This is a genomic window from Streptococcus lactarius (assembly GCF_016642265.1).
GTDB classification, from domain to species: domain Bacteria; phylum Bacillota; class Bacilli; order Lactobacillales; family Streptococcaceae; genus Streptococcus; species Streptococcus lactarius.
The window spans coordinates 55916-67819 of the sequence record NZ_MRXX01000009.1 but is presented as its reverse complement, the minus strand read 5'-3'; the positions used below and the strand labels follow the sequence as shown (position 1 = coordinate 67819).

The 11904-nt window shown below is 42.3% G+C and carries 14 protein-coding genes and 2 pseudogenes; 14 read left to right on the top strand and 2 right to left on the bottom strand.

Annotation, left to right across the window (positions count from 1 at the left end):
- Positions 1 to 99: 99 nt before the first annotated feature.
- From tsaE to lytR, 3 genes are read left to right on the top strand one after another with little or no spacing between them, the layout of a single operon-like run.
- Positions 100 to 555 (top strand): tRNA (adenosine(37)-N6)-threonylcarbamoyltransferase complex ATPase subunit type 1 TsaE, encoded by a 456-nt coding sequence (tsaE, locus tag BTU61_RS07515; protein WP_200773010.1) that lies wholly within the window; start codon positions 100 to 102, stop codon positions 553 to 555.
- Positions 548 to 1078 carry a GNAT family N-acetyltransferase gene (locus tag BTU61_RS07510; RefSeq protein ID WP_200773009.1) on the top strand — a complete coding sequence of 177 codons (531 nt, stop codon included), beginning with the start codon at positions 548 to 550 and terminating at the stop codon, positions 1076 to 1078. Before tsaE ends, BTU61_RS07510 begins: the two co-directional genes overlap by 8 nt.
- 13 nt (positions 1079 to 1091) lie before the next feature.
- Positions 1092 to 2294, top strand: coding sequence for a glycopolymer--peptidoglycan transferase LytR (gene lytR, locus BTU61_RS07505; RefSeq protein WP_200773008.1), 1203 nt, complete (start codon positions 1092 to 1094; stop codon positions 2292 to 2294).
- 29 nt (positions 2295 to 2323) lie between these two features.
- On the opposite strand, the gene BTU61_RS07500 is transcribed toward lytR, so the two are convergent.
- Both BTU61_RS07500 and BTU61_RS07495 read right to left on the bottom strand, forming a co-directional pair.
- Complete coding sequence (locus tag BTU61_RS07500; protein ID WP_200773007.1) at positions 2324 to 2614, bottom strand: hypothetical protein; 291 nt, start codon at positions 2612 to 2614, stop codon at positions 2324 to 2326.
- Between the two features lie 14 nt (positions 2615 to 2628).
- Positions 2629 to 3042 (bottom strand): HIT family protein, encoded by a 414-nt coding sequence (locus BTU61_RS07495; RefSeq protein ID WP_187538175.1) that lies wholly within the window; start codon positions 3040 to 3042, stop codon positions 2629 to 2631.
- Positions 3043 to 3109: 67 nt separating this feature from the next.
- Between BTU61_RS07495 and BTU61_RS07490 the strand changes: the two genes are divergently transcribed.
- The 11 genes and pseudogenes from BTU61_RS07490 to rbfA all read left to right on the top strand — a co-directional run bounded on the left by BTU61_RS07490 (position 3110) and on the right by rbfA (position 11876).
- Positions 3110 to 3841: an ABC transporter ATP-binding protein gene (locus BTU61_RS07490; RefSeq protein WP_200773006.1), complete on the top strand. Its 732-nt coding sequence runs from the start codon at positions 3110 to 3112 to the stop codon at positions 3839 to 3841.
- Positions 3838 to 4893 carry an ABC transporter permease gene (locus BTU61_RS07485; protein WP_200773005.1) on the top strand — a complete coding sequence of 352 codons (1056 nt, stop codon included), beginning with the start codon at positions 3838 to 3840 and terminating at the stop codon, positions 4891 to 4893. The genes BTU61_RS07490 and BTU61_RS07485 overlap by 4 nt, the downstream gene beginning before the upstream one ends.
- A gap of 40 nt (positions 4894 to 4933) precedes the next feature.
- Positions 4934 to 5728, top strand: coding sequence for a cell cycle regulator CcrZ (gene ccrZ, locus BTU61_RS07480; RefSeq protein WP_187538181.1), 795 nt, complete (start codon positions 4934 to 4936; stop codon positions 5726 to 5728).
- Complete coding sequence (gene trmB, locus BTU61_RS07475; protein ID WP_200773004.1) at positions 5725 to 6360, top strand: tRNA (guanosine(46)-N7)-methyltransferase TrmB; 636 nt, start codon at positions 5725 to 5727, stop codon at positions 6358 to 6360. Before ccrZ ends, trmB begins: the two co-directional genes overlap by 4 nt.
- Before the next feature lie 97 nt (positions 6361 to 6457).
- Positions 6458 to 6937 carry a ribosome maturation factor RimP gene (rimP, locus tag BTU61_RS07470; protein ID WP_200773003.1) on the top strand — a complete coding sequence of 160 codons (480 nt, stop codon included), beginning with the start codon at positions 6458 to 6460 and terminating at the stop codon, positions 6935 to 6937.
- Positions 6938 to 6978: 41 nt separating this feature from the next.
- A complete protein-coding gene (gene nusA, locus BTU61_RS07465; RefSeq protein WP_187538188.1) occupies positions 6979 to 8121 on the top strand; it encodes a transcription termination factor NusA in 1143 nt (380 codons plus the stop codon).
- Between the two features lie 14 nt (positions 8122 to 8135).
- Positions 8136 to 8432: an RNase P modulator RnpM gene (gene rnpM, locus BTU61_RS07460; RefSeq protein WP_003010401.1), complete on the top strand. Its 297-nt coding sequence runs from the start codon at positions 8136 to 8138 to the stop codon at positions 8430 to 8432.
- Positions 8425 to 8724, top strand: a complete 300-nt coding sequence (locus tag BTU61_RS07455; protein ID WP_187538192.1) for a YlxQ-related RNA-binding protein — start codon at positions 8425 to 8427, stop codon at positions 8722 to 8724. Before rnpM ends, BTU61_RS07455 begins: the two co-directional genes overlap by 8 nt.
- Before the next feature lie 16 nt (positions 8725 to 8740).
- Positions 8741 to 9362, top strand: a pseudogene (locus BTU61_RS10380) (translation initiation factor IF-2 N-terminal domain-containing protein); the annotation flags it as partial.
- A gap of 98 nt (positions 9363 to 9460) precedes the next feature.
- Positions 9461 to 11455 (top strand): annotated as a pseudogene (gene infB, locus BTU61_RS07450) (translation initiation factor IF-2); the annotation flags it as partial.
- Positions 11456 to 11525: 70 nt separating this feature from the next.
- Complete coding sequence (gene rbfA, locus BTU61_RS07445) at positions 11526 to 11876, top strand: 30S ribosome-binding factor RbfA (RefSeq protein WP_009732309.1); 351 nt, start codon at positions 11526 to 11528, stop codon at positions 11874 to 11876.
- Positions 11877 to 11904: the final 28 nt, after the last annotated feature.

Here is an 11904-nt window from a genome sequence, read left to right as displayed (position 1 = left end):
TGTCCCACTCTCTTCTTTTTTGTTTATCAATATGGAAATTTTAAGAAACAATTTCTAAAAGTAAGAGCAGAATCTAAAAAAGTTTGGTATAATAGAAAAATGATTAGTCATAATGAAACGGAGCTGATGGCTCTAGGAGAACAACTAGGAAAACTGCTAGAAAAGCAGGATGTGATAATCTTGTCGGGTGATCTAGGAGCAGGAAAAACAACCTTTACAAAGGGACTTGCAAGAGGGCTCGGGATTAAACAGATGATTAAAAGTCCCACCTATACCATCGTTCGTGAATACGAAGGGCGCCTCCCACTCTATCATATGGACGTTTACCGGATTGGAAACGACCCAGATTCTATCGATCTGGACGATTTTATTTATGGAGAGGGTGTCACCGTTATTGAATGGGGTGAGCTCATTGCTTCCAATCTTCCAGATGGCTATTTGAAACTGTTTATCCGAAAGTTGGAGGATGGACGCAAGTTGGAGTTTGAAGCGGTGGGAGCACGTGCAGAGGCCCTGCTCGCTGCCTTTGAAGAAGTGAGAACGACCGATGACTAAGCAAAAGGAAGTTGTATTAGAGATACGACAAGCTGAAGGGTTGGACGCGACTCTTCTTGTTGATTTCTTAGATCAGGTTGGTGCAGAGAGTGATTATATGACGCTAGATGAAGCGGGAATTGGGATGACGCCGTCTGATATGGAGCGATTTCTCCTACTTCAGGGAAGAGCAGACAATCGTATTTGTCTCTTGCTATTTCTAGATCAACAGTTGGTGGGCTTGCTCAATATTACAGCTGCTCCGCAGCGTTCAGTTCGGCACATTGGTGAAGTGTTTATTGTGATTCAAAAAAGTTATTGGAATCAAGGGCTTGGACAAATCTTACTGGAAGAAGGAGTCGAGTGGGCTCACTCAACAGGGGTTCTTCGTAAATTAGTTTTAACTGTTCAGGTACGCAATAAACGGGCAGTACATGTCTATCAAAAATTGGGCTTTGACATCGAAGGATGCCAAGCTCGAGGAGCTTATTCAGCAGAAGGGGAATTTTTGGATGTTTACCTTATGGGTAAACTCATAGATTAAAGAGAGATTCTATATGGTTAAAAAAATTATTTTAATGTTCTTGAGCTTATTGACAGTAACTGTGATCGGAATTGGAGCATATGGCTTAACGATTCTCAATCAAACGACAGGGACACTCAGCAAGACCTATAAAAGTTTTGGAAATGAAACCAATGTCATTGCAGAAAATAAACCCATGACCATTCTTTTAATGGGGGTTGATACCGGAAATGGTTCGCGAGAAGATCCTTGGGCGGGAAATAGTGATACTATGATTCTAGTGACGGTCAATCCTCGTACCAAAGAAACGACTATGACAAGCCTAGAAAGAGATATTTTAACCAATGTTAGCTCGGATGGTCAAACAGTGCAAGAAAAATTAAATGCTGCCTATGCTCAAGGTGGCGCTAAACTTGCCATTAAGACCATTCAGGATCTCTTAAATATTCATATTGACCGCTATGTCATGATCAATATGAAGGGGCTTATCCAATTGGTCGATAAAATTGGTGGGATCACGGTCAATAATCCCTTTGATTTTGACATCTCCATTGAAGAAAATGAGCCGGAGTACACAGCTAAGATTGCACCAGGACGTCATGAGATTAATGGGGAACAAGCACTGGTTTATTCACGGATGCGGTATCAGGATCCAGAAGGGGATTATGGGCGTCAGAAGCGTCAACGTGAAGTGATCAAAAAAATTGTGGAGAAGGTCTTGAGCTTAAATAGCCTAAGTCATTATAAGGGGATTATTGATTCTGTTAGTGACAATATGCAAACCAATATTTCCTTAGACAGCAATAGTCTTCTTCAATTGTTGGGCTACAAGGATGCACTTTCTACCATCCATCAATACCAGCTAAAAGGGGAAGATGCTACCTTAGCAGATGGTGGAAGTTATCAGATTGTGACCTCCAAACATCTCTTAAAAATTCAAAACATTATCCGAAAAGCCTTGGGAATGAAAGAAGTTAAAAAGCTAAAAACCAATGCTTATCTATTGGATGGTGATGAAGAGTTGAAAGAATCCTCATCTCAGGAGCAAGCCCCATCCGCTGCTTCTGAGGGAGCTCCGGTTTATCAAGAGTATTATCAACAACCGGTTGTGCCTTCTAGTCAAGACACAGGAGGGGTGACACCTCAAAGTTCAACAGCCACTGTTACACCTGTTACACCTGTTGCGCCTGCGGCCTCAGATTCAAGTAGTGTTGCACCAACAGTACCATCGCAATAATAAAAAAACGATTGAGAATTGGACATTTCTCAATCGTTTTGATTTGTTTGCCAAATGGCTTGAATTTCTTTTAGCGAAGCAGTTGCCTGTTGGCTAAAGAGTTTTGCCTTGTATTGAAAATCGTTCACGAGTTCATTGAGATTGGCTTTTTGTTCTTGAATAATATCAAGGTTGTGTTGGATTTTTGCTAGGTTCTCTTGAATGCCTTTGACCAACTGTCCTGTTTCCTGTACATCCGACTTCATTTCATGGCGGTTCTTGACTAGATGATAGCTGATACTAGCTCCTGTTGCAAACCAGAAGAGATTTCTTAGTTTCATATGGCCTCCTTGTTTTAGCTGTTTTGAATTTTTCCTGCTAGCCTTGCTAATTGCTCAAAATTTGGCTCGTGTTCAGTAAAGGAAATCGTGAGCTCGTCTTGATCGGTATAGCGAGGAATGATGTGGACATGGGTATGAAAAACAGTCTGTCCAGCAATTTCTTCCATGTTACTGATGATATTCATGGCAGGAGCTTGGGTTGCAGCTTTTACTTTTTGGGCAACTTTAGAAACACGGGCAAACAATTGAGCAGTAGTGGTTTCATCCATTTCTAAGAGGTTGCGAGCATGCTTTTTAGGAACCACTAAGGTGTGGCCTGGAGTGACTTGGGAGATGTCTAAAAAGGCGAGAACTTCCTCATCTTCATAGACTTTAGAAGACGGAATGTCACCTGCTACAATCTTACAAAAAATACAATCATCAACCATAAATACACCTCATTTAGACTAAATTTTGTTATAATATAAGAACATTATACCAGAAATTGGAGAAAATATGTTAGAAATCAACAAGTTGACAGGGGGCTATGTCAATATCCCTGTCTTGAAAGAGGTGAGCTTTTCAGTACCTGATGGCCAACTGGTCGGTTTAATTGGCCTAAATGGAGCAGGAAAGTCTACCACGATTAATGAAATTATTGGTCTATTGCATCCGTATGCTGGGGAAGTACGGATTGATGGCTTGAGCCTTCCAGAAGCTCCAACGGAATACCGCAAGAAAATTGGTTATATTCCAGAAACACCGAGTCTGTATGAGGAGCTAACTTTAAGAGAACATATTGAAACAGTAGCCATGGCCTATGATTTAGACCTGGATCAAGTAATGGCGCGTGTGCAACCCTTGTTGCAACAGTTCCGCCTTGCTGAAAAATTAGATTGGTTTCCAACCCAGTTTTCAAAAGGAATGAAGCAGAAGGTCATGATTATTTGCGCCTACGCAGTGGATCCAAGTCTCTATATTGTGGATGAACCCTTTTTAGGATTGGACCCTGTAGCCATAGCGGATTTGATTCAGTTGCTTTCAGATGAAAAGGCGAAAGGTAAATCCATTTTGATGAGTACCCACGTTCTAGATTCGGCTGAAAAAATGTGCGATGGTTTTGTGATCCTTCATAAAGGCCAGGTTCGAGCAAAAGGAACTTTGGACGAGTTGCGTGTAACGTTTGGAAATGAAAAAGCCAGTTTGAATGATATCTATATGACCTTGACAGAAGAGGGTACAGCATGAAAGAGTTGATGAAAAAACGCCAGCAAACCTTTCGAAATCACTGCATCAAATACAGTCGTTATGTTCTGAACGATCACTTTGTTTTGTTTCTGTTGATTTTTATCGGATTTTTGGCAGTTCAATACAGTCAATTTTTGCAACACTTACCTAAGGATCCAAGCTTGATCCGCTGGAGTCTCTTGATTGGCTTGTTGCTCTTGGTTCCAATTGGGAATATTGCGACTTATTTGGAGAAGCCGGATGCCTTGTTTCTTTTAGTGAAAGAAGAAGAACTGAAAAGCTATATCAAGGGACAGGTGAGAAAGTCTTTTGGATATTGGTTTGTCATTCAAAGTCTGGTCCTCTTACTACTCACGCCACTTTTTCTCGCTATAGGAGTCAGCGAAATGGGAGTCGTGGCTTATTGGATCGGTTTAGGACTGGCTAAAGGGCTTGCCTTTTGGCTAAAGGCGTCGCGTTTCTACCAGGATGGGAACCTCAAATGGGAGTTCGCTATTTCTCGGGAGAATGCTCGAAAACAATTGATTCTTCGCTTTTTCGCCTTGTTTACAACCGTCAAAGGGATTACCAACAGTGTTAAAAGGAGAGTGTATTTAGACAGCCTCCTCACTCTGTTTCCTAAAACACATGGGAATACTTGGCTTCATCTGTATATGCGCTCCTTTTTCAGAAATGGCGATCTCTTTTCGATGACGCTAAGGCTCCTCATCCTTTCGATTCTTGCTATGATCTTTATTCCCCAAGACTTAGTGGTTATAGCGCTTGTGGCTCTACTGAATTACTTGGCTATTTTCCAATTGCTCGGTTTATATAGTGCCTTTGACTACCAACCGTTAACCCTCTTATTTCCAATGAAAAAAGGGAGTAAAAAAGTTGGTTTGCGCAAGACAATTCGGTTTGTCATGTTTGTAGAAATACTAGCAGAAGGTTTGGTTGGACTACTCTTTATTGGGGATAAGCTCTTGTTGCTGGGCTTACTGGCTTATACCCTTATTTTAACCTTGCTCTATCTTTCATTTAAGTTAGCGCGCTTGGTTGACGAAAGTCGTTAAAATTAGTAAAATAGATTGGAAACTTTTTACGGAGGATAAGATGGACTCGAATGAAAAAGAGCTAAGCCTCACCCCTATTCCAGGAAAGAGTGGGAAGGCCTACAAGGGCACCTATCCAGATGGTGAGCTTGTTTTTGTTAAAATGAATACGACTCCAATTCTTGCGGGTCTTGCAAAAGAACAGATCGCCCCACAATTGTTATGGAGCCGTCGCTTACCGGATGGTAATGTGATGAGTGCTCAAGAATGGCTAAATGGGGAGATCCTTACCCCAAATGGGATGTCCAAAAAGCAAGTGGTCAATATTCTAACACGTTTGCATCGCTCTAGACCTTTAATGACCCAATTGAAAAAATTAGGTTATTCTGTGGAATCACCTCTAGAATTGCTCAACTCTTGGAGTAACCGGTTGCCGATTGCTCTTCGTCAAAACCACTACATTCAATCAGTGGTGAAGAATCTGCGTAAGACAGTTCCTGCTTTTCGAGAGGATTATGCGACCATTGTTCATGGGGATGTCCGACACAGCAATTGGATTGAAACGGATAGTGGCTTGATTTACTTAGTCGATTGGGATTCCGTTCGTTTGACAGACCGGATGCTGGATGTGGCCCATATCTTGAGTCACTATATTCCAGATTCGAATTGGCGCGATTGGTTGGGTTATTACGGCTACAAGTACAATCAAAAAGTATTTGCGAAACTCTATTGGTTTGGGCAATATTCTTTCTTGTGCCAAATTGCCAAGTACTATGAAAACAATGATCTAGAAAATGTCAATCGCGAGATCTATGCTCTTCGCAATTTCCGGTTGAAATATGGAAAGGAAATATGAGAGTTAGAAATCGCAAAGGGGCGACAGAATTATTAGAGGCCAATTCGCAATATGTGGTGCTGAACCCAGAAGACGCTAAGGGAAAGTGGCACGAGATTTTTGGAAATAACCATCCCATCCATATCGAAGTGGGAAGTGGTAAAGGTGCCTTTATCACCGGTATGGCCAAGGCCAATCCAGAGATCAACTACATTGGAATTGATATCCAAAAATCAGTTTTGAGCTATGCCTTGGATAAGGTCTTAGAAGCGGATGTACCCAATATTAAGTTGCTTTGGGTAGACGGCGATAGCTTGACCAATTACTTTGAAGACGGTGAGATTGATCAACTCTATCTGAATTTTTCAGATCCCTGGCCAAAGAAACGTCATGAAAAACGTCGCTTGACCTACAAGAGTTTCCTTGATACCTTCAAGCAAATTCTTCCAGAACACGGAGAAATTCACTTCAAGACAGACAATCGTGGCTTGTTTGAATACAGTTTGGTCAGCTTTTCACAATATGGAATGACCTTGAAAGGGGTCTGGTTGGACCTTCATGCTAGTGATTTTGAAGGCAATGTTATGACCGAATACGAGAAGAAGTTCTCTAGCAAAGGGCAGGTCATTTACCGTGTAGAAGCGCAGTTTTAGCATATTCCTTGCAATCACTGCGGAATCGTGTTATAATACTTAAAACGAATAGAAAAGGAGAGGCGGGGATATATCTTCGCCTCTTATCTGTGAGGAGGTGGCAACCATCGCAACGATAGTTGAGTTAGTAACAGAAGTGATTCAACCAGTAATTCAGGCTCCATTTGAATTGGTGGATGTTGAATATGGCAAGATGGGTGGTGACTACATCTTAAGTATTTTTGTTGATAAACCAGAAGGGATCACTTTAAATGATACAGCAGATTTGACAGAGGTGATTAGTCCGCTGTTAGATCAAATCAAGCCGGATCCTTTCCCAGAGCAGTACTTCTTAGAAGTGACCAGTCCTGGTTTGGAGCGGCCCTTGAAAACCAAGGAAGCTCTTGAAGGTGCTGTTGGGAAGTATATCCACGTCAGTTTATACAAGGCTGTTGAGAAACAAAAGGTCTTTGAAGGAACCTTGGTGCGTTTTGAAGAGGATGTTTTGACCATTGAGTATATGGATAAAACGCGGAAAAAAACAGTAGCTATTCCTTACAATCTTGTGTCTAAAGCAAGATTGGCTGTAAAATTGTAACTGAATGAAAGAAAGGAAGCCTTAGTAGAGGCAAGAAAAACATGAGTAAAGAAATGCGAGAAGCCTTCCGTATTTTGGAAGAAGACAAAGGGATCAAGAAAGAAGATATCATTGAAGCGGTCACAGAATCATTGCGTTCAGCTTATCGCCGTCGTTATGGTCAAGCAGAAAGTGCAGCCATTGAATTTAATGAAAAAACTGGAGATTTCCGGGTTTATACAGTTCGTGAAGTGGTGGATGAAGTCTTTGATAGCCGATTGGAAATCAGCTTGAAGGATGCCTTGGCAATTAATTCAGCTTATGAGTTGGGAGATAAGATCAAGTTTGAAGAAGCTCCTGCTGAATTTGGCCGGGTTGCAGCGCAATCCGCTAAACAAACGATCATGGAAAAAATGCGCAAGCAAACACGCACCATCACTTATAATACTTATAAAGAACATGAAAATGAAATTATGAGTGGTACGGTGGAACGTTTTGACAATCGCTTTATCTATGTCAATCTTGGCACAATCGAGGCGCAATTGTCTAAACAAGATCAGATTCCAGGTGAGATTTTCCAATCTCATGATCGCATCGAAGTGTTTGTCTACAAGGTAGAAGATAACCCACGAGGTGTCAATGTCTTCGTTAGCCGTAGCCATCCAGAAATGATTAAACGTTTGATGGAACAAGAAATTCCTGAAGTCTATGATGGAACGGTTGAAATCATGAGCGTGGCGCGTGAAGCTGGAGACCGGACTAAGGTGGCGGTTCGTAGCCATAATCCAAATGTGGATGCGATTGGGACCATCGTTGGTCGTGGTGGATCGAACATTAAAAAGATTACGAGCAAATTCCATCCGGCACGCTATGATCAAAAATTGGACCGCATGGTTCCAACGGAAGAAAACATCGATGTTATTGAATGGGTTCCAGATCCAGCTGAATTTATCTACAATGCGATCGCTCCCGCAGAAGTGGATCAAGTTATTTTTGATGATGAAGATAGCAAACATGCTCTTGTAGTGGTTCCAGATAATAAACTATCTCTTGCCATTGGTCGCCGTGGGCAAAACGTTCGCTTGGCAGCTCATTTGACCGGTTACCGGATCGATATCAAATCTGCGAGTGAGTTTGAAGAAATGGAAGAAGCTCAAGAAACTTTTGAAGACCAAGTAGAAAGTGATCAAGAGCAAGTCGATTAAGAGAAGGAGGGAAAATGGTTAAGACAAGAAAAATCCCTTTGAGAAAATCAGTCGTTTCAAATGAAATTATCGATAAGCGCGATTTGCTCCGCATTGTCAAAAATAAAGAAGGACAAGTCTTTATCGATCCAACTGGCAAAGCCAATGGTCGAGGTGCTTACATCAAGCTAGACAATGAAGAAGCGGCACTTGCCAAGAAAAAGAAAGTTTTCAATCGTAGCTTTAATATGGAAGTGGAAGAAGCTTTCTATGATGAATTGATCGCTTATGTAGATCATAAGGTGAAGAGAAGAGAGTTAGGCCTTGAATAAGCAAAAATTGAGCAATTTGTTAGGTTTGGCACAAAGAGCGGGAAGACTGATTTCTGGAGAAGAACTCGTGATCAAAGCGATCCAGGAAGAAAAAGCAAAATTAGTTTTTCTGGCAAACGATGCAGCTAGTAACCTGACAAAAAAGGTGACAGATAAGGGTCACTATTATGAGGTTCAAGTATCTACCGTGTTTTCAACACTAGAATTAAGCACTGCAATTGGACGTGCCCGGAAGGTCGTCGCTGTTGTAGATGCTGGATTTTCAAAGAAAATGAGGTCTCTTATGGAATAGAAGAGGAGGACAGCAATTGTCTAAGAAAAGATTATACGAAATTGCCAAAGAATTGGGCAAGGAAAGTAAGGAAGTCGTCACTCGTGCGAAAGAATTAGGTTTGGATATAAAAAGTCATGCCTCTAGTGTCGATACAGAAGCGGCTGAAAAGTTGATCAAGAGCTTTGCAGCTAAAAAAGAAACAGTCGAAAAGAAAGTTGCAGAAGTAGCAACTAAGGCAGCGACTGTTGTAGAAAAAAAAGAAGTAGCTCAACCGCAAGAAAAGAAAGCGACTGAGACTACAGCTCAAGCACCAGCTGCAAAACCAAAGAGTCGGAACTTTAAAGCAGAACGGGAAGCACGTGCAAAAGAGCAGGCAGAACGTAGAAAACAACAAGACAATCGTCCAAAACGTGATCGCAAAGACAATCAGCGCAATGGAGATAGCCGAAATCAACGACCACAGCATCGTAATGAACAACGAAATCAAGGGGCTGATCGTCGCACTAACCGACAAGACCAAAGACGGGGTTCTCAAGCGCCAATTTCACCAAAAATGGACTTCAAAGCGCGTGCAGCAGCTCTGAAAGCTGAACAAAATGCTGAGTATGCTCGTGGTAGTGAAGATCGCTTTAAACAACAAGTAGCCAAAGAAGAACAAGAGCGTCAACAACGTCGGAAACGAGTGGAAACTCCAGAAGTGAAAACTCCAGTGCAAGAGCCAAGTGTTGAGAATTTTGCAAAACCAGCTGTTGCAGCTGCACCGGCTCAAGTAGATACACGCCGTAAAAAACAAGCGCGACCAGATAAAAAACGCGATGATTTTGATCGTGAAGAAGATGGTCCAAGAAAACAACAAAGGAATCGAAGTAGTCAAAATCAAGTGAGAAATCAGAAGAATAGTAACTGGAACACCAATAAGAAAAATAAAAAAGGCAAGAACAATCGTCCTGAAGCTCCAAAACCAGTAACAGAGCGTAAATTTCATGAATTACCAAGTGAATTTGAGTACACAGATGGCATGACGGTTGCGGAAATCGCAAAACGAATCAAGCGTGAACCGGCTGAAATTGTCAAGAAACTCTTCATGATGGGCGTGATGGCGACCCAAAACCAATCGCTTGACGGCGATACCATTGAACTCTTGATGGTCGATTATGGCATCGAAGCCAAGAAAAAAGTTGAAGTGGATAATGCGGATATTGAACGCTTCTTCGTAGAAGATGGCTATCTCAACGAAGATGAGTTGGTAGAACGTCCACCAGTTGTCACCATCATGGGACACGTTGACCACGGGAAGACAACCCTCTTGGATACGCTTCGTAATTCTCGTGTTGCGACAGGTGAAGCAGGTGGGATCACCCAGCATATCGGTGCCTACCAAATCGTTGAGAATGGCAAGAAGATTACCTTCTTGGATACACCAGGACACGCGGCCTTTACCTCAATGCGGGCGCGTGGTGCCTCTGTTACCGATATTACCATCTTGGTCGTGGCGGCGGATGATGGGGTAATGCCTCAAACGATCGAAGCCATTAACCACTCAAAAGCGGCTAACGTTCCAATTATTGTTGCGATTAACAAGATTGATAAACCAGGTGCCAATCCAGAACGTGTGATCGGAGAATTGGCAGAGCATGGTGTTATGTCAACTGCCTGGGGTGGCGATTCTGAGTTCGTAGAAATCTCAGCTAAGTTCAACCAAAATATCGATGAACTCTTGGAAACTGTCCTTCTGGTGGCGGAAATCCAAGAACTCAAAGCAGACCCAACTGTTCGTGCCATTGGTACGGTTATCGAAGCTCGTTTGGATAAAGGAAAAGGTGCGGTGGCAACCCTTCTTGTTCAACAAGGTACCTTGAATGTGCAAGACCCAATCGTTGTCGGAAATACTTTCGGACGTGTTCGTGCCATGACTAATGACCTTGGACGTCGTGTGAAAGTGGCTGGACCATCAACACCTGTATCTATCACAGGTTTGAACGAAGCCCCAATGGCGGGTGACCATTTTGCCGTTTACGAAGATGAAAAATCTGCGCGTGCAGCAGGTGAAGAACGTGCCAAACGTGCATTGATGAAACAACGTCAAGTAACCAATCGTGTCAGCCTAGAAAATCTCTTTGATACCCTGAAGGCTGGGGAAGTGAAATCTGTAAATGTGATCATCAAGGCCGATGTACAAGGTTCTGTTGAAGCCCTTGCTGCTTCTCTTCAAAAGATTGAGGTAGAAGGTGTGAAAGTGACCATTGTTCACTCAGCGGTTGGTGCCATCAACGAATCAGACGTAACCCTTGCAGAAGCTTCCAATGCCTTCATTATTGGATTTAACGTTCGCCCTACTCCACAAGCCCGTCAACAGGCAGAAGCTGATGAGGTGGAAATCCGTCTTCACTCCATCATCTACAAAGTGATTGAAGAAATGGAAGATGCCATGAAGGGGATGCTGGATCCAGAATACGAAGAAAAAATCATCGGGGAAGCAGTCATTCGTGAAACCTTCAAGGTCTCTAAAGTGGGGACTATCGGTGGATTTATGGTCCTTAGTGGTAAGGTAACTCGTGATTCCAAAGTTCGTGTCATTCGTGACGGAGTTGTCATCTATGACGGTGCTTTAGCAAGTTTGAAGCACTTCAAAGATGACGTGAAAGAAGTGACAAATGGCCGTGAAGGCGGATTGATGATTGAAGGATACAATGACATCAAAGCAGATGATACCATTGAAGCCTACATCATGGAAGAAATCAAAAAATAAAATGCTAACTAGGAAGAGAGGAATTCCTCTCATTTCCTAGTTTTTAAATACAGAGCAGAAAGGAGTTCCTATGGCAAGTCATTTTCGGACAGACCGAGTAGGGATGGAAATCAAGCGCGAAGTCAACGAAATTTTGCAAAAGAAAGTTCGTGATCCGCGTGTTCAAGGCGTGACCATCACGGATGTTCAAATGCTAGGCGATTTGTCTATGGCAAAGGTCTATTATTCGATTATGAGTGACCTGGCTTCTGACAATCAAAAAGCTCAAACAGGGCTTGAAAAAGCAACAGGAACCATCAAACGTGAATTAGGTCGGAATTTGAAATTATACAAAATTCCAGATCTCACTTTTGTGAAAGATGAATCCATCGAGTATGGAAATAAAATTGATGCCATGTTGCGCAATTTGAACAAAGACTAGAGGGGTTGGGACAAAAGCCCTAGCCTCT